Annotated in this window: 16 protein-coding genes, 3 tRNA genes and 1 riboswitch; of the genes, 7 read left to right on the top strand and 12 right to left on the bottom strand. The window is 77.5% G+C overall.

Annotated features, from left to right (window positions below; translation table 11 throughout):
• Window positions 1–364 precede the first annotated feature (364 nt).
• From EDC03_RS14275 to EDC03_RS14255, 5 genes are all read right to left on the bottom strand, one after another.
• Window positions 365–1,744 carry an aminotransferase class V-fold PLP-dependent enzyme gene (locus EDC03_RS14275; RefSeq protein WP_123380940.1) on the bottom strand — a complete coding sequence of 460 codons (1,380 nt, stop codon included), beginning with the start codon at window positions 1,742–1,744 and terminating at the stop codon, window positions 365–367.
• A gap of 98 nt (window positions 1,745–1,842) precedes the next feature.
• Window positions 1,843–1,956: riboswitch (SAM riboswitch) on the bottom strand.
• A 90-nt stretch (window positions 1,957–2,046) separates the two neighbouring features.
• Window positions 2,047–2,427: a FluC/FEX family fluoride channel gene (locus EDC03_RS14270; RefSeq protein ID WP_123380904.1), complete on the bottom strand. Its 381-nt coding sequence runs from the start codon at window positions 2,425–2,427 to the stop codon at window positions 2,047–2,049.
• A complete protein-coding gene (locus EDC03_RS14265) occupies window positions 2,424–2,855 on the bottom strand; it encodes a FluC/FEX family fluoride channel (RefSeq protein WP_123380903.1) in 432 nt (143 codons plus the stop codon). The genes EDC03_RS14270 and EDC03_RS14265 overlap by 4 nt, the downstream gene beginning before the upstream one ends.
• Before the next feature lie 31 nt (window positions 2,856–2,886).
• Window positions 2,887–3,387, bottom strand: coding sequence for a plastocyanin/azurin family copper-binding protein (locus tag EDC03_RS14260; RefSeq protein ID WP_148058099.1), 501 nt, complete (start codon window positions 3,385–3,387; stop codon window positions 2,887–2,889).
• A gap of 61 nt (window positions 3,388–3,448) precedes the next feature.
• Window positions 3,449–4,399 carry a LysR family transcriptional regulator gene (locus tag EDC03_RS14255; RefSeq protein ID WP_123380901.1) on the bottom strand — a complete coding sequence of 317 codons (951 nt, stop codon included), beginning with the start codon at window positions 4,397–4,399 and terminating at the stop codon, window positions 3,449–3,451.
• A 93-nt stretch (window positions 4,400–4,492) separates the two neighbouring features.
• Between EDC03_RS14255 and EDC03_RS14250 the strand changes: the two genes are divergently transcribed.
• Window positions 4,493–5,677, top strand: coding sequence for an SLAC1 family transporter (locus EDC03_RS14250; RefSeq protein ID WP_123380900.1), 1,185 nt, complete (start codon window positions 4,493–4,495; stop codon window positions 5,675–5,677).
• 131 nt (window positions 5,678–5,808) lie between these two features.
• Complete coding sequence (locus tag EDC03_RS14245) at window positions 5,809–6,642, top strand: siderophore-interacting protein (RefSeq protein WP_158674317.1); 834 nt, start codon at window positions 5,809–5,811, stop codon at window positions 6,640–6,642.
• Here the strand turns inward: EDC03_RS14245 and EDC03_RS14240 are convergent.
• From EDC03_RS14240 to EDC03_RS14225, 4 genes are read right to left on the bottom strand one after another with little or no spacing between them, the layout of a single operon-like run.
• Window positions 6,630–8,135 carry a S10 family peptidase gene (locus EDC03_RS14240; protein ID WP_123380898.1) on the bottom strand — a complete coding sequence of 502 codons (1,506 nt, stop codon included), beginning with the start codon at window positions 8,133–8,135 and terminating at the stop codon, window positions 6,630–6,632. The two genes, EDC03_RS14245 and EDC03_RS14240, sit on opposite strands and share 13 nt — an antisense overlap.
• Window positions 8,136–8,145: 10 nt before the next feature.
• Window positions 8,146–9,396 (bottom strand): uroporphyrinogen-III C-methyltransferase, encoded by a 1,251-nt coding sequence (cobA, locus tag EDC03_RS14235; protein ID WP_123380897.1) that lies wholly within the window; start codon window positions 9,394–9,396, stop codon window positions 8,146–8,148.
• A 40-nt stretch (window positions 9,397–9,436) separates the two neighbouring features.
• On the bottom strand, window positions 9,437–10,303 hold the full coding sequence (locus EDC03_RS14230; protein ID WP_123380896.1) for a phosphoadenylyl-sulfate reductase: 867 nt from the start codon (window positions 10,301–10,303) through the stop codon (window positions 9,437–9,439).
• A complete protein-coding gene (locus EDC03_RS14225) occupies window positions 10,300–12,000 on the bottom strand; it encodes a nitrite/sulfite reductase (RefSeq protein WP_123380895.1) in 1,701 nt (566 codons plus the stop codon). The genes EDC03_RS14230 and EDC03_RS14225 overlap by 4 nt, the downstream gene beginning before the upstream one ends.
• Window positions 12,001–12,429: 429 nt before the next feature.
• Here EDC03_RS14225 and EDC03_RS14220 point away from each other — a divergent pair, with 429 nt between their 5' ends.
• Entirely contained in the window at window positions 12,430–13,533 is a 1,104-nt protein-coding gene (locus tag EDC03_RS14220; protein ID WP_123380894.1) for a DNA topoisomerase IB, read from the top strand.
• Between the two features lie 20 nt (window positions 13,534–13,553).
• Here EDC03_RS14220 and EDC03_RS14215 read toward each other — a convergent pair whose 3' ends face one another.
• On the bottom strand, window positions 13,554–13,964 hold the full coding sequence (locus EDC03_RS14215) for a metallopeptidase family protein (RefSeq protein WP_123380893.1): 411 nt from the start codon (window positions 13,962–13,964) through the stop codon (window positions 13,554–13,556).
• 151 nt (window positions 13,965–14,115) lie between these two features.
• Between EDC03_RS14215 and EDC03_RS14210 the strand changes: the two genes are divergently transcribed.
• The 3 genes from EDC03_RS14210 (at window position 14,116) to EDC03_RS14200 (ending at window position 14,429) form a co-directional block, all read left to right on the top strand.
• Window positions 14,116–14,188, top strand: a tRNA-Glu gene (locus EDC03_RS14210).
• Window positions 14,189–14,233: 45 nt separating this feature from the next.
• Window positions 14,234–14,310: transfer RNA gene (locus tag EDC03_RS14205), tRNA-Asp, on the top strand.
• A gap of 46 nt (window positions 14,311–14,356) precedes the next feature.
• A tRNA-Phe gene (locus EDC03_RS14200) sits at window positions 14,357–14,429 on the top strand.
• A 164-nt stretch (window positions 14,430–14,593) separates the two neighbouring features.
• Here EDC03_RS14200 and EDC03_RS14195 read toward each other — a convergent pair.
• The gene (locus EDC03_RS14195; protein ID WP_123380892.1) at window positions 14,594–15,058 is read right to left on the bottom strand and encodes a C40 family peptidase; all 465 of its coding nucleotides are present in this window, start codon (window positions 15,056–15,058) and stop codon (window positions 14,594–14,596) included.
• Between the two features lie 393 nt (window positions 15,059–15,451).
• On the opposite strand from EDC03_RS14195, the gene EDC03_RS14190 reads away from it, so the two are divergent.
• Window positions 15,452–15,745, top strand: a complete 294-nt coding sequence (locus tag EDC03_RS14190; protein WP_123380891.1) for a hypothetical protein — start codon at window positions 15,452–15,454, stop codon at window positions 15,743–15,745.
• Here EDC03_RS14190 and EDC03_RS14185 read toward each other — a convergent pair.
• A complete protein-coding gene (locus EDC03_RS14185) occupies window positions 15,730–16,512 on the bottom strand; it encodes a precorrin-6A/cobalt-precorrin-6A reductase (RefSeq protein ID WP_158674316.1) in 783 nt (260 codons plus the stop codon). The two genes, EDC03_RS14190 and EDC03_RS14185, sit on opposite strands and share 16 nt — an antisense overlap.
• Between the last annotated feature and the right edge of the window lie 32 nt (window positions 16,513–16,544).

The raw sequence follows: 16,544 nt of genomic DNA, 5'->3' as shown, positions 1-16,544 counted from the left end.
TGAGTTCTCAAGGAACGGACCTGCACCGCGGAACCCGGCCCCATGAGGCCGACCCTGTCCGGGAGGCAGTTCGTGCTCCGTACGTTACCCCAGCCTCGTGACTGCTTCTTCCGCAGTCCTTCTGGCCGGAGCCCCCGGGCACGAGCCATCCGCTCCGACGAAGGAGCCTCAGGTGGTCGAGCTCGGGAGTGGCACTCGATGGGGACCGACCACCTCGCGGTGTCCGTTCCTCCCTGTCGTGCGCCGAGGAAGGACAGTAGGTGACGGCCGCCCGGAGTGCAAACCCGGGGTCGGCGCCCCGCCCGTGCGGATCACGGGTGGTCCCGGCCCCTCCCCCCGCGGGGTCCGCCGTCGGGGTCGGACCTCAGCCGCCGCAGGGGCGCGCCGCGGCCGGCCGGGCCGTGGGGTCCCCCCACGACGGCCACTCCCGGGTGTCCTCCACGGGCGCCCACCGGCCGTCGACCGTCGTGTAGGCGACGGCCGGCCCCTCGGCGACGAGCCGGCGGAGGCCGTCGAGCAGCCGGTCCACGTCGGCGGCCCGGGAGCCGACCCCCACGCTGGCCCGCACCGCTCCTGCCGGGAGACCCAGACGGGCCAGCAGGGGGTGCGCGCAGAAACGGCCGTCCCGCACCCCCACCCCGTGCTCCGCCGAGAGGACGGCGGCGACGAGCCCCGGGGCGAGGCCCTCCACCGTGAAGGTGACGACGCCGATGGCGGAGGCCGCGCCGTCGAGCGTCCGCACGACCCGGACGCCCGGCACCTGCGCGAGGCCGTCGACGAGCCGCTCGCGCAGCGCCGCCTCGTGCGCCTCGAGCGCTCCCTCCCCGAGCGCCCCCAGCGCCTCGCAGGCCGCGGCCAGCGCGGCGACGCCCAGGACGTTCGGCGTCCCGCCCTCGTGGCGGGCGGGCGCCGCGGCCCAGCGCACGTCGTCGGAGCCGACCTCCTCGACGGCGCCGCCGCCCGCTAGGTGCGGCGTCCCGGCGTCCAGCCAGTCCCGGCGTCCCACGAGGGCGCCGGCCCCGAAGGGCGCGTAGAGCTTGTGGCCGGACACGGCCACCCAGTCGACGTCGTCGCCGGCCACGTCCACGGGCCGGTGCGGGGCCAGCTGGGCGGCGTCGACGACGAGTCGTGCGCCGGCGGCGTGGGCGAGGGCGGCCAGCCGCCCCAGCGGGAGCTCCTCGCCCGTGACGTTGCTCGCGCCCGTCACCGCGAGCAGCGACGTGGGCTCCGCCGCGAGCGCCCGCTCGAGCACCGCCACCGTGCCCTCGACGTCCGGCGCCGCCTCGACCACCCGCGCCGTCACCCCCCGGTGCGCCTGCGTCCGCCAGGGCAGGAGGTTGGCGTGGTGCTCGAGGTCGAGCGCCAGCACGGACCCGCCGTCGGGCACGCAGCCGGCGAGGACGGCCAGGGCGTCGGTGGTGTTGCGGGTCCAGACGACGACGTCGTCCTCCCGTGCGCCCAGGAAGCCGCCGACGGTGCCGCGGGCCCCCTCGAGGACGGCGGTGCTCACCTGCGAGGCGTAGCCCGCGCCCCGGTGGACGCTCGCGTAGAGCGGTAGCACCCGCTCCACGTGCTCGGCGACCCAGGCGAGGGCGGGGGCGCTGGCCGCGACGTCGAGGTTGACGTAGCGGGCCGTGCCGCCCGTCACGAGCGGCACCTCCTCGTCGCCGCCGACGACGGGCAGCAGCGGCTGCGAGCCCGGCGCCGTCGAGCGGGCGGCGGCGGACGCCCGGCGCCGGCGCACGGCCCGGGACGCCCGGGAGGCCGGGTCCGTCGGGCGGGGCACGAGCTGCAGGTGGGTGGCAGCGGTCACAGAGGTCTCCTCGGTCCACCGGACCCGGGGGTCCGCGCTTGCCGCGCCGGGGCCGGCGCGGCCTGGTCCTCACCCGGGGCACCCCACTCGCGGTGGAGGGTTGCCGGCCAGCGAGCCGGGGCTTCGCGCTGGCGCTCTTGACCTGGCGGGGACGGTAGGCGACACGGCGCCCGGCCGACCACCCCCGGTCGCCGACGTCTCAGGGTGCGGACGTCGGCGTCCGCGCCCCGGACTCAGCCGAGGGCACGCCCGAGGGCCAGCCCCGCCCCGGCGGCCGCGGTGCTCAGCCCCACGGTGACCGCGGCGGCGGCGAGGGCCGCCCGTGGTCGACGGGCCCCGGCCAGCCGCAGCACCTCGACGACCGCCGTCCCGAAGGTCGTGAGCCCCCCGCAGAAGCCGGTGGCGACGACGACCAGCAGGGCGGACCCGCCGGGTCCGGGCAGCAGCCCGGTGGCGAGGCCGATGACGAGGGAGCCGACGACGTTGACCACCCCCGTGCCGAGCGCGCGGCCGGTCCGGGCCCGGATCTCGCCGTCGACGACCACCCGCACGACGGCGCCCACGCCCCCGGCGAGGCAGACGAGCACCACGGCGCCGGCCGTGAGCCCGCTCACCGGCCGCCCCCGGCCGGGACGAGGCGCGTCGCGGCCGCGCCCCCGGCGGCGGCCAGGGCCAGCCCCCCGACGAGGGACACGAGCGCGTACCCGAGCGCCGTGGCCGTCTGCCCGCGCCCGAGGAGCGCCGCCGTCTCCAGCGCCAGCGCGCTCGTCGTCGTGAAGCCGCCGAGCAGGCCGGCGCCGACGACGACGCGCACGACCCGCCGGGCACCCTCGTCCGGGCCGCGGCGGAGCAGCCCGGCCAGGAGGGCGCCGAGGCAGGCCGACCCGACGAGGTTGACGAGGAGCGTGCCGAGCGGCCACCCCACGGGCGGGTGCGGCAGCGCCACGGCGGCCGCCAGGCGCAGGCCCGTGCCCGCCGCCCCCGCGACGAGGACGCCGAGCAGGACGGCCGGGCGCCGGTGGACGGGCGTCTCCCCGCCCACCGCCGTCGCCGCGGGACCGGGGCGGCCGGGGTCAGACGACGTCGAAGGTCCCGGTCATGTTCGGGTGCGGGTCGCAGACGTACTCGTACGTGCCCGGCTCGAGCGTCACCTCGAAGGTCGTGTCCTCGGTGCCGGTCACGTCGGTCGACTCGTCCACCCCGCCCGGACCCGTGAGGTGCCAGTTGTGGAGGTCCGTCTGGTCGCTGACCTCGATGACGTAGTCGCCGGCCGGCAGCTCGGTGACCTCCTCGCCGTCGGCGTCGACGAGGCCGATGACGAACGCGTCGGGGTCGTCGGGCTCCCCCAGCACGGCGGTGAGACGGGTCGCCGACCCCTCGGAGGCCCCCGACGTCGGCTCCGCCGTCCCGGGCTCGCCGCTCTGCGCCGGCGTCGACGGCGGCGCGGTCGTCACGGCCGTCCCGGCCTCGCCGGTCCCGGTGCCGTCGGAGCCGCAGGCCGCGAGGCCGCCGGCGAGGACGACGGCGGCGAGGACGCCGACCGTCCGGGCGCTGCGGGTGGGGCGCTGCTGCACGGTGACCTCCGGGGCGGGGTGGGAGAGGGACGCGCCGTGACGGTGCGTCGTCGTCCTCACCCTACGGACGGGGACGGGCGGCCGCCTCGGCGGCGGCGAGCGCGAGCAGCGTGCGGGCGGGCCCGGCCGGCGGCGTCGACCCGCCGGCCCAGACGGCCCGCAGCCGGCGACGGAGGTCCACGCCGCGCACCGGCACGGCGACGAGGCGCCCGAGGGCCAGGTCGTCGGCCACCGCGAGGCTGCTCAGCGCCCCCGGCGCCACGCCCGCGACGACGGAGGCCCGCACCGCCGCCGCGCTGGCCACAGCGAGCGCCGGCGGCGCCGGCACCACGCCCGGCACGGCCCCGGCGAGCGCCTCCTCGAGGGCCGAGCGCGTGCCGGAGCCCGCCTCGCGGGCCACGAGCGCCGTCGCGGCCAGCTCGGCGGCCGCGAGCGGGCCGCGGCGTCGGGCCCACGGGTGGTCGGGCGCCACGACGACGACCAGCTCGTCCGTGCCGACCACCGTCCCCGGCAGGCCCGCCGGCGCCCGCGGGCCCTCGACGAAGCCGAGCTCCACCTCCCCGGCGCGGACGAGGGCCTCGACGTCGTCGCTGTTGGCCGTCCGGAGCGACACCTCCGGCGGAGCGAGCCCCTCCGCCCGCGCCCGTCCCGCCAGCGCCGCCAGCCACCGCGGGACCAGGTGCTCGGCGACCGTGAGCGACGCCGCGAGGCGCAGGTGCGTCGCCGCGTCCGCCCGCAGCGCCGCGACGGCCGCGTCGAGCGACGTCGCGGCGGCCAGGACGGCGTCCGCCCAGTGCGCGAGGAGCTCGCCGGCCGGGGTGAGGTGCGAGCCCCGCGCGCCGCGGACGACCAGACGGACGCCCACCTGGGCCTCGACGGCGCGCAGCCGGGCGGAGGCGGCCTGCTGCGTCGTGCCGCAGGCGGCGCCGGCGGCGCCGAGGGAGCCCCTGTCGCGGACGGCCAGCAGGAGCTGCAGGGACCGGAGGTCCGGGACGCGCTCGCTCAGCACCACGCGGGCAGCGTGCCACGAGCCACAAGCGGACGCTGTGGGTCCACGTCGACGAGGGGCCTACCGGCCCCACCGCCGGCGGCGCACGCTCGAGCCATGCGTTCCTCCGGCTCCCGCCCGCCCGCCCCCGGCCGTGCCACGGGGACCGCGGCGAGCGCCGCCGCGGCCACCCGTGCGGGCACGGACGGGCGGCCGCGGGGCCGTGAGCTCGTCGCGCACGTGACGCCCAACTGGTTCGCGTCCGTCATGGGGACCGGCGTCGTCGCCGTCGCGGCGTCCTCGCTGCCCGTCCCCGCCGCCCTCGCCCCCGCGCTCGGCGTCGTCGCGCTCGGGGCGTGGGCGCTCGCCGCGATGCTGCTCGTCGTCCTGGCCGTCGCCACGGCGCTGCACTGGCGGCTGCACCGCGAGACGGCGCTGGCGCACGCCCGGCACCCCGTCATGGCCACCTTCTACGGCGCCCCGGCGATGGCGCTGCTGACGGTCGGCGCCGGTACCCACCTCGTGGGGCAGCAGGTCGTCGGCGCGGGACCCGCGCTCGTGGCCTTCGCGGTGCTGTGGTCGCTCGGCACGCTCCTCGGGGTCGCGACGGCGGTCGTCGTCCCCTTCCGCACCGCCGTCGGCGCGGGCCTCGCCCCGGGCGGCGGGGCGCTGCCCGCCTGGATGATGCCCGTCGTCCCCCCGATGGTCTCGGCGTCCACGGGCGCCCTGCTCGTGCCGCACCTGCCGGCGGGGCAGGCACGTCTCACGCTGCTGCTCGTGCTCGTGGCCCTCTTCGGCCTCTCCCTCGTCGCCGGGCTCATGACGGCGACGCTCGTCCACGGCCGCCTCCTCGGCGCCGGCCCGCTGCCCGTCCAGGCCGCCCCCACCGTCGTCATCACGCTCGGCGTCGTCGGGCAGTCCGTCACGGCCGCGCACCTGCTCGCCGGGGCCACGGCGAGCACGCTGGGGGCGGGGTCCGCCGCGGCGGAGGTGACGGCGGTGCTGGCCGTCGGCTACGGCGCGGCGATGACGGGCTTCGGCGGGCTGCTGCTCGCCCTCGCCGCCCTCCTCGTGGCGCACGCCGCCCGGCGGGGCCTCCGCTTCTCGCTCACCTGGTGGAGCTTCACCTTCCCCGTCGGCACCTGCGTGACGGGCGCGAGCGGCCTGGCCGCGGCGACCGGCGCCGTGGCCGTCGAGGCTCTGGCGCTCGCGCTCTTCGCGCTCCTCCTCGCCGCCTGGGCCGTCGTCGCCACCGGCACCGCCCGCGGCACCGCCGACGGGCGGCTGCTGCGGCCGGCGTGAGGGTCGACGTCCCCCGGCGGCGGGGAGGGTGTGACAGCGGCCGCTGCGGCACGTACCGTAGGAAAGGCAAGCCTCACCAACTGCGACGCCCGGCGTCCCTGGTGGAGGAGCACCCCAGCCGAGGAGCGGCAGTGACCACCACGACCGACCGCACCACCGCCACGCCCGCCACCGCGCCCGTCCGCAAGCGCGTCGTGCGCGAGCGCCTGGCCGCGGTCGCCGTCCCCGTCGGCGTGACCGCCGTGCGCACCGTGACGCCGTCCGTGCTGCGGCTGACCCTCGCCGGCGAGGGCCTCGTCGACATGCCGTCGCTCGGGGACGACCAGTTCTTCCGCCTCCTCCTGCCGCGGCCCGACCAGGACGCGCCGGTCCTGCCCACCACGGAGCGGTGGTGGCCGGAGATGCAGGAGATGCCGGTCGCGACCCGTCCGGTGCTGCGCAACTACACCGTCCGCGCGGCGCGCCCGTCGCTCGGCGAGCTCGACGTCGACGTCGTCCTGCACGGCGACGCGGGGCCGGCCAGCCGCTGGGCCCGACGGGCCGCCGTCGGCTCGCGCTGCGGCGTCATCGTCCAGGACGCGGGCTTCCTGCCCCCGGAGGGGACGCGCCACGTGCTCGTCGTCGCCGACGCCACGGCCGTCCCCGCGGCGGCGGGCATCGTCGCCGGGCTGCCCGAGGGCGTCACCGCGACGGTGCTCGCCGAGTGCCCCACGGCCGAGGACGTCCCGGAGATCCCCGTCCGTGACGGGGTGCGGACGTCGTGGCACGCGGAGGGCGCGGCCTCGCTGCTCGAGCGGGTGCGCTCCACCGCCCTGGACGCGGACGGGCTGTACGCCTGGGTGGCGGGCGAGGCGTCGATGGCCACGTCGGTGCGGCGCCACCTCGTCCGCCACGTCGGCCTCGGCAAGGACGACGTCTACTTCTGCGGCTACTGGCGCGCGGACGCCCCGGCCTACGAGGACTGACCCGCGCCGCCGGGGCGCGGCCCGTCTCGGCGGGCGGTCGCCCGGCGGACGAAGTCGGCGAGGTCGGCGCTCTGCCGGAGCCGGCTCGGCTCGTGGACGTACATCATGTGCCCGGCCTCGTAGTACCGGCGCTCGACGTCGGCGTGCCGCTCCGCGGGGACGGCGAGGTGCGCCAGGTCGTCCTCGGCGCTCGCCACGGTCGTCGCGCCGTCGTAGCGGCCGAGGGACACGTGCACCTTGAGGTGGGGGTTCTGCCGCATCGCCCGTGACAGCCGGTCGAGGACGCTCACCGAGGCGTTCTCGAACTCCTTGTAGCTCCACGCCTCGTTGACGCCCGGGCCGAAGACGTGGAAGGGCCCGGTGTCCTCGACGCCCAGCTCGGCCCGCAGCAGGTGCTGCGAGGCCGCGGCGTAGGCGCCGAGCACGGCGTCGAGGGACGGGTCGACGTCGACCTCCTCCGCCGTCCCGCGGCCGGCCGGACCGGTGAAGCGCGAGTCCAGCCGCCCGACGACGAGCCCCTCGTCGCGCAGGAGCTCGGCGAAGTAGCGCAGGTGCTCCACCCGGAGGTCCGACCGCTCCACGTAGGCCTCCGACAGGCCGGACAGGCGGGCCACCGTCGCGACGGCCGTCGCCCGCTCGGCCGGCGCGAGCCGGGCGCCCCGGGCCAGGACGGCCGGGTACTCCTGCTCCGCGTAGGCCTCCGCCTCGGCGACGACCTCCTCCAGCGAGCGGCCGGGGTGCCGGCCGTGCCGGTGCGCCGTGGCCGCGTAGAAGGGCAGGTACCGCGGGTAGGCGCGGTCGTCGCCCGGCGTCGCCTGCAGCACGCCGAAGTTGAGGACCGCGGAGACGAGCACGAGGCCCGAGAGGTACAGGCCGGCGCCCTGCAGGTGCTCCGCGAGGGCGGCGGCCCGCGTGGTCCCGTAGGACTCGCCGGCGAGCAGCTTGGGCGACAGCCACCGCCCCTCCGCGCTCACCCACTGGCGGACCACCTCGCCGACGGACTCGACGTCGGCCGTGAACCCGTGGAAGTCCCCGGGCCGCTCCCCCTCGACGACCCGGCTCCGCCCGGTCGAGACGGGGTCGACGAAGACGAGGTCGCTCACCGCGAGGAGCGACTCGGGGTTGTCGACGAGGCGCCCGGGCGGCGGCTCGAGCGCGCCGACGTCGCCCGTGACGACGCGGCGCGGCCCCAGGAGCCCCAGGTGCAGCCACACGCTCGAGGAGCCGGGACCGCCGTTGAAGGCGAAGGTCACCGGCCTCGTCGTCGGGTCCGCGCCGTCCAGCGTGTACGCGGTCAGGCCGACGTGGGCCCTCGGTCGGCGGCCCTTCCACACGCCGTCCTCGACGTGGTCCTCGTGGAGCACGACGCGTCCCGCCCGCGCGGTGTAGCGCAGCTCGCCGTCCGCCGTGGCGAGGACGTGGTGGGTCGTCACCGTCTCGTCGCGGACGGGGCCGGCGGCGGGAGGGGGCGCGGTGGCGGCGTCGTCGACCATGGCGACGACGCTAGGCCCCGCGGCCCTCCCCCGGCACCGCGCCGGGGCGCGCGCCGGGCCACCCCGGGGCCAGCCGCACGACGTCCCCGACGACGACGACGGCCGGCGGCCGCACCCCGGCGGCGGCCGCCACGTCCGCGACGTCGGCGAGGGTGCCGAAGGTCGCGCGCTGACGGGGCCCGTACCCGTCCTCGACGACCGCGACCGGCGTGGCCGGCGAGCGGCCGGCGGCGACGAGGGCCGCGGCGGAGGCCCGCAGGGCGCTGACGCCCATGAGGAGGACGACGGTGTGCTGCTCGAGCGGGACGCCGGCCAGCGCCGCCGGCGTGGCCGCGAGGTCCTCGTGCCCCGTGAGGACGGTGACCCCGCGCGCCACCCCGCGGTGGGTGACGGGGATCCCGGCCGCCGCCGGGACCGAGACGGCCGAGGTCACGCCCGGCACCACCTCGACGTCGAGCCCCGCGGCGCGGCAGGCGGCCAGCTCCTCGCCGCCGCGCCCGAGCACGTAGGGGTCGCCGCCCTTGAGGCGGACGACGAGCCGCCCCGCGAGGCCGTGCTCGACGAGGAGCTCGTTGATCCGCTCCTGCGGCACCGGGTGGTTGCCGGACGTCTTGCCGACGTCGACGACGAGCACGTCCTCGTCGAGGTCCTCGAGGACGCCGCGCGGCCCGAGGCGGTCGACGACGACGACGTCCGCCTCCGCGAGCAGCCGGCGCCCGCGGAGCGTCAGCAGCCCGACGTCGCCCGGGCCCCCGCCGACGAGCGCCACCCGCCCCGCCGCCCGCGGGCGCGAGCGCCGCAGCGGCAGGTCGCCCCGCTCCAGCGCGGCCGCGACGCCGCGGGCGAGACGACCGGCGCGGCGCGGGTCCCCGCCCGCGCCGACGGAGACGACGACGTCGTCCACGCGCGCCACGGCGGGCGTCCACGCGGTGGCGCGGGCGGCGTCGCCGCGGTCGAGGCACCAGAGCCGACGGCGATCGGCCCCGGCGGAGACCGCCGCGTCCACGGCGGGCACGCCCGTGGCCGTGACCACCAGCCACGCGCCGTCCAGGTCGCCGTCGGCGTAGCCGCGGGGGTCCCACCGGACCCGGCCCGCGGCGGCGAGGGCCGCGACGGCCGGCCCGGCCGCGGGCGCCACGACGTGGACGTCGCCGCCGGCGGCGAGCAGGCCCTCGACGGACCGCGCCGCCACCGCGCCGCCCCCGACGACGACGACGCGCCGCCCGTCGAGCCGCAGGTGCAGCGGGAGGAGGTCGGTCACGACCGGGAGCCTCCCAGGCCCCGGCCGCCCGCGGGACGCCTCAGGTGTGGATGCCGCACTCGGTCTTGCCGAGCCCGGCCCAGCGCCCGGAGCGCGGGTCGGCGCCCGGTGCCACCCGTGCCGTGCAGGGAGCGCAGCCGATCGACGGGAACCCGTCCAGCAGGAGCGGGTTCAGCAGGACGCCGTGCTCCTCGGCGTAGCCGACGAGGTCGTCCCAGCTCCAGCCGGCGATGGGGTTGACCTTGACGAGCCCGTGCTTCTCGTCGAAGGACACGACCGGCGCGCCCGTGCGGGTCGACGTCTCCTCGCGGCGCACGCCCGTCACCCACGCGTCGTAGCCGGCGAGCTGCGCCCGCAGCGGCTCGACCTTGCGCATCGCGCAGCACAGCCCCGGGTCGCGGTCGTGCAGGCGCGCGCCGTAGCGGGCGTCCTGCTCGGCGACCGTCAGCGGGGCCGTGACGTCCACGACGGTGACGTCCATCGACGCGCGGACGTCGTCGCGCGTCCGCAGCGTCTCCGGGAAGTGGTAGCCGGTCTCGAGGAAGAGCACGTCGACGCCGGGCCGCGCCCGCGCCGCGAGGTGCGGGAGGACGGCGTTGGCCATGGACGAGGCCACGGCGACGCCGTCGCCCAGCTCCTCGGAGACCCAGCGCAGGACCGCCAGGGCGCCCTCGACGCCCTCGGCGTCGCCGAACCGGCGCTGCCCCTCGGCGGCGAGCTCGCGCAGCTCCGCCTCGGAGCGGGTGCGCCGCCGGGGGACGTCGGCCCGCGGCTGCTCGGTGCGGGCCAGGCGGTCCGACGGCACGGGCCGCGGCGTCGCCCCGGGCGGCCGCACCCGCGGCACGCCGAGGCCGGCCGCCGCGACGCCCGCGGCCAGCCCGGGGTGGACGTGCTCCACGGCGGTCATCGCAGCACGTCCTCCTCGACCCGGTGGGCCCACGTGGCGAAGGTCTCGTCGCCGTCGCGGGAGTCCGCGTACCGGGTGACGACGCGCTCCACGTACTCGACGAGGTCGTCGGCCGTGACCTTGAGCCCGCGCACGGTCCGCCCCAGGCCCGGCTCCTCGCGGTCGGCCGACGCGAGGCCGCCGCCGAGGTGCACCTGGAAGCCGGGGACCTGCTCGCCGTCGGCGCCCATGACGAGCTGGCCCTTCAGGCCGATGTCGGCCGTCTGGACGCGGGCGCAGGAGTTGGCGCAGCCGTTGACGTGCAGGCGCACCGGCGCGGGCAGCCGCTGCTGCACCTCGGCCAGCCGCACGTCCAGCTCGGCCGCGGCGCGCGTGGCCGTGTCCTTCGTGTCGACGATGGCGAGCTTGCAGAACTCGATGCCGGTGCACGCCATCGTCGTCCGGCGGAACAGCGACGGCCGGGCCTCGAGGCCGAGCGCGCCGAGCTCGGCCACGACGTCCTCGGCCTCGTCGGCCGGCACGTCGAGGACGACGAGCTTCTGGTGCGGCGTGAGCCGCACCCGGCGGCTGCCGTGCGCCTCGGCGACGTCGGCCACCCCCCGCAGCACCTCGCCGCTGACCCGACCGACCGACGGGGCGACGCCGACGTAGCGACGGCCGTCCTTCTGCGCGTGGACGCCGACGTGGTCGGCGCTCCCCACGGGCGCGGGCGGCGGCGGGCCGTCCGGCAGGCTCCGGTGGAGGTACTCGTCCTCGAGGACCTGGCGGAACTTCTCCGGCCCCCAGTCCGCGAGCAGGTACTTCAGCCGCGCCTTGTTGCGCAGCCGCCGGTACCCGTAGTCGCGGAAGACCTGCACGACGCCGTGCCAGACGTCGGGCACCTCCTCCGGCCGGACGAAGGCACCGATCCGCGACGCGAGGCGCGCGCTCGTCGAGAGGCCGCCGCCGACGAAGACGTCGTAGCCGAGGCCGAGCTCCGGGTGCTCGACGGCGAGGAAGGACACGTCGTTGATCTCGTGCACGACGTCCTGGCTCGGGTGGCCCGTGATCGCCGACTTGAACTTGCGCGGCAGGTTGGCCAGCGCCGGGTCCCCGATGAAGCGCCGCTGGATCTCCTCGATCTGCGGCGTCGGGTCCAGCAGCTCCTCGGCCGAGACGCCGGCCACCGGGGAGCCGAGGACGACGCGCGGGCAGTCGCCGCACGCCTCCGTCGTCCACAGCCCGACCGCCTCGAGACGCCGCCAGATCTCCGGCACGTCCTCGATCCGCACCCAGTGCATCTGGATGTTCTGCCGGTCGCTGATGTCCGCCGTGCCCCGCGCGAACTCCACGGAGATGTCCGCGACGACGCGCAGCTGCTCCGTCGTCAGCGCCCCGCCGTCGATGCGCACCCGCATCATGAAGAACTCGTCCTCGAGCTCGTGCGGCTCCAGCTGGGCGGTGCGGCCGCCGTCGATCCCCGGCTTGCGCTGCGTGTACAGCCCCCACCACCGCAGCCGACCGCGCAGGTCGTCGGGGTCGATGCTCGCGAAGCCCTCCTTCGCGTAGACCGTCTCGACGCGCTCGCGCACGTTGAGGGCCATGTCCTGCTGCTTGAAGACCTCGTTGTGGTTGAGGGGCTCCGTGCCGTCGACGGCCCACTGGCCCTGCGGACGCGCGGCGCGGGCCGGACGGGCTGACGCGGTGGGGGCGGTCATGGGTCCTCCGGGCGGGCGCGGGGGTGGTGCTCGAGGTCGGGCGGCACAACGCCGACCAGCGTAAGCACCATTCCGACCGACTCACTACGGGTCCAGCATCCGGTCACCTCGGTGCCCGGGGTACCGCCTCGGTCGTCGGCTGCGTCGGGGCGCTGCGCCGGGCGTCGGTCGTGCGCGCCGGCCTGCGGTCGGGTCCGCGGGAGGGGCCGGGCACGCTCTGGCACTGCCTCGGCGCGCGGAGGTGCTGCCCGTGGAGGGCGGGGCGCCGGCCTGACGTGCCTGACGCGTGCCCGCCCCCTCCCGCTCTGCGCGCGGGTCCCCTTCTGCTCCACCCGCTGCCCCGTCGCTCCGGCTCTCGGCCCTCGTGCCGTCCGGCGTCGTCGGCGGCGCCGGGTCGCGGGGGCGGGGCCCCCGCCGGACGATCGGGGCATGCCGAGGCTGCGCACGTCGTCCCCCAACGACCCGGGGTGGACCCGTCGCAAGCACGGGAAGGGGTTCCGGTACCTCGACGCGCTCGGGGAGCCGATCTCGAAGGAGGACCGGCGGCGGTGCGAGGAGCTCGTCATCCCGCCGGCGTGGACGGACGTCTGGATCTGCCCGTGGGCCAACGGGCACATCCAGGTGGTGGGGACCGACGTCGCGGGGCGGCGCCAGTACCGGTACCACGACCAGTGGCGGGCGGAGCGGGACAAGCGCAAGCACGACCGGGTCCTCGAGGTGGCGGAGCGGCTGCCCGCGGCACGGGAGACCGTGGCCGAGCACCTCGGCCTCCCGGGCATGCCGCGGGAGCGGGCGCTCGCCACCGCCTTCCGGCTGCTCGACCTCGGCTTCTTCCGCGTCGGCGGGGAGAGCTACACCGAGGCGAACGGCAGCTACGGGCTCGCGACGATCGAGAAGCAGCACGTCAGCGTCGAGGGCGACACGATCGCCTTCGACTACGTCGCCAAGTCCGGCAAGGACCGCCACGTCGCGGTGGCCGACGCGGCCGTCGTCGACGCCGTCCTCACGCTCAAGCGGCGGCGCGGGCCGGGCACCGACGACCTCCTCGCCTGGAAGGACGCCGACGGCTGGCACGACGTGTCCAGCACCGACATCAACGCCTACGTCAAGGACGTCGTCGGGGGCGAGGTGTCCGCCAAGGACTTCCGCACGTGGCACGCCACGGTGCTGGCCGCCGTCGCGCTGGCGGTCTCGACGCAGGCCGCCGGCTCCGCGACCGCCCGCAAGCGCGCGATCTCCCGCGCCATGCAGGAGGTCTCGATGTACCTCGGCAACACGCCGACCGTCGCGCGGGCCAGCTACGTCGACCCGCGGGTCGTCGACCTCTTCGAGGACGGCGTCACGGTCGAGAACGCCCTCGCCCTCCTGGGCGACGACGTCGAGGTCGGCGAGCCCGCCACCCACGGGCGGATCGAGGCCGCCGTCCTCGCGCTCCTGCACGACGAGCCGGTCTCGGACCTGCGGGCGCCGAGGGGCCGTCGTCCGCAGCCCGCCGAGGGGCGGCGTCGGGCCACCGGGGCGACAGCCGCCTGAGCCCGGGCGGCCGCCGTCGGTCAGCCCCAGCCGAGCTCGTGGAGCCGGTCGTCGTCGATCCCGAAGTGGTGCGCCACCTCGTGGACGACGGTCACGGCCACCTCCTCCGCGAGCTCGTCGGCGTCCTCGCACATCCGCAGCAGCGGTCCCTTGAAGAGCGTGATGCGGTCCGGCAGCGAGCCGGCGTCCCACCAGCCGTCCCGCTCGGTGAGCGGCGTGCCCTCGTAGAGACCGAGCAGGGTCCCGCCGTCGTCGTCCCCGTCGCCGACGCCCTCGGCCTCAGGGGCGCCCGGCTCCCGCACCGACGCCAGCTGCTCCTCCGTGGGCTCGTCCGCGACGAGCACGACGACGTTGCGCATCGCCGCGGCGAGCTCCGGCGGGATGGTGTCGAGGCCGTCCGCGACCGCACCCTCGAACTCCTCGTCGCTCATCTCCAGCACGGTCCCGAGCCTGCCACCGGCGTCACCGGGGGCCCGCTTTGGAGATGACCGGGTGCAGCCCCTATGCTTCCTGCTGTCCACGAGCGGCCCGCCGCCCGCGGACGCCCCGGGTCCGCCGGGCGTGGTCCGGCCCTCCGGGGGCGCCCTCATCGTCTAGCGGCCCAGGACACCGCTCTTTCACAGCGGCAGCACGGGTTCGAATCCCGTTGGGGGCACGTACCACCGGTTCCACAGCACCACGGCTTCGTCGCACCACACGAGGCCCCGTAGCGCAGTTGGTTAGCGCGCCGCCCTGTCACGGCGGAGGTCGCGGGTTCGAGTCCCGTCGGGGTCGCCAGCAGTGCCGCACGTCCGTCGCACCTCTCGGGCGCGGGCGCTGCGGAGGCCAGATAGCTCAGCTGGTAGAGCATCCGACTGAAAATCGGAAGGTCGGCGGTTCGACCCCGCCTCTGGCCACCTCCACGCACGACGAAGGGCCGGTCACCTCGCGGTGACCGGCCCTTCGTCGTCCCGCCCCTGCGGCGGCGCCGCCGCTCCCCAGCGCGGCCGTGGGTCACGACGCCGGGACGACGACGGCCGACCACCCCGGAGGGTGATCGGCCGTCGGCCGTGCGGAGGGGTCAGGCGCGGCCGAAGGTGACGCCGCTCTTGGCCCAGATGGCGCGCTTGCTGACGTTCTTGCCCGGCTTGGGGGCGTCCCAGATCTGCCAGCTGCCGGCGTAGATGCCGACGTGGTAGACGCCGCCGGAGGAGTTGTGGAAGAAGACGAGGTCGCCCGGGGCCAGGGCCTTGCCGGAGATCTTCTTCATCGACGCGCGCTGCTGGGCGGCGGTGCGGGGCAGCGACTTGCCGGCCTGCTTGAAGGACCACTGCGTGAGGCCCGAGCAGTCGAACTTCGTGGGGCCGGCGGCGCCGTACACGTACGGCATGCCGGCGCGGGTGGAGGCGGCCTTGAGGGCCGTCTGGCCGGTGGTGGCGGCCGACGCCGAGGGCGCCGGGGCGGTCGCCAGGCCCAGCGCGAGGGCGAGGGCGGCGACGAGCAGGAGGACGGCGCGAGCAGGGCTGGGCGCGACGGAAGTACGCATGAGGGGTGTGTCTCCGGGTACCGCCTACGGGGGGTGTACCTGTCGGGTTCGGGCTCCGAAGCTGCCCGGCCACACGTCGTGTGGCTTCACCCCGAGGACCGGTCTCCCGGCCCGCCGTGCTGGTGCCTCCGCCCCTGCCGTCCTCGTCCTTCTCACACGGGTGCGCGCGCGGCGGCAGGGCTCGGCGTCCGCGCGGCTGCCCCGCCTCGTGGCGGGGGCTTTGGATGTGGTGTCGGCGGGATGATGGCACACCTTGACCCCTTCTTGACATCCCCGTGACCGGCTCGTGACACCTCCGCACCGGCGGGGGCGTCCTGCCGCGGTCCCCGGGGGCCGTCGGCAGGAGCCCGGGCCGGCACGACGCGCCGGGCGGCGGAGCGGCAGACTGGGCCCGTGACCCCCGACGACGACGCCTCCTGGCGCGCCGCCCGCCGACGCGTCGCGCGGGAGCTGCACCCGGACCTCGGCGGCGACGTCGACGCCTACCTCGCCGCCCTCGCCGAGGTCGACGCCGCCCACGGCCGGCGGCCCGACGGCTCGCCCGCCGCCCCGCCCGTCACCGTGCTCGTCTCGCGCCGCCGCAAGGCGTTGCGCGTGGTCCTGCGCGGCGCCCGCGACGCCTCCCGCGTCGTCCGGCGCCACCTGCCCCCGGGAGCCCCGGGGGCACGGCGCTACTCCGACCTCTGAGCCGGGCCCAGCAGCGCGAGCAGCCGCTCGACGGCCTCGGCGGGCGAGGCCACGCGCTCGGGCTCCTCGCCGCCCGGCACGAGCACGAGCGGTCGCTGCACGAGCAGCACCGGCAGCCCCACCTCGCGCGCGGCGACGAGGACGGCGGCGGCCCCGGGACCGCCGCTGTCGGTCGTCACGACGACGCCCACCCCGCGCTCCACGAGCACGCGCCGCTCGACGTCGACGTCGCCGGCCGACGACGAGCGCAGCAGCACCTCGCAGCCCCGGGGCAGCGGCGGCTCGGGCAGACGGGTGACGCGCAGGAGGAGACGGGGGCGCTCGAGGCGGGCCAGCGGCCCGAGCTCGCGCGCGCCCGCGGCCACGAGGGCGCGCTCCCACGGCCCGGCCGCGAGCGCGGCGGCCGCCGCGGCCAGGTCGGGCACCGGGCGCCAGTCGTCGCCCGAGCTCGCCACCCAGGACGGCCGCTCGAGCACGAGCAGCGGCACCCCGACGTCGGCGCACGCCAGCAGGGCGGTCTCGGTGATCCGGGCGGCGAAGGGCGACGTCGCGTCGACGACGACGCGGACCCCCTCGGCGCGCAGGAAGGCCGCGAGGCCGTCCGGTCCGCCGAAGCCGCCGTGGTGCACCTCGCCCGGCAGGTCGGCCGGCACGGCGCGCGTCGAGGGCAGCGACGTCGTGAGCCGGACGTCGGGGAGGTCACCGACCTCCACGGCCAGCGCGCGCGCCTCCGTGGTGCCCCCGAGGACGAGGACGTGACCCGTCACGCCGCCCGCCCCGGGCGGCGTGACGGGTCGGG

The organism is Pseudokineococcus lusitanus (assembly GCF_003751265.1).
Lineage (GTDB): Bacteria > Actinomycetota > Actinomycetes > Actinomycetales > Quadrisphaeraceae > Pseudokineococcus > Pseudokineococcus lusitanus.
This window is presented reverse-complemented; position numbering and strand designations above follow the sequence as displayed.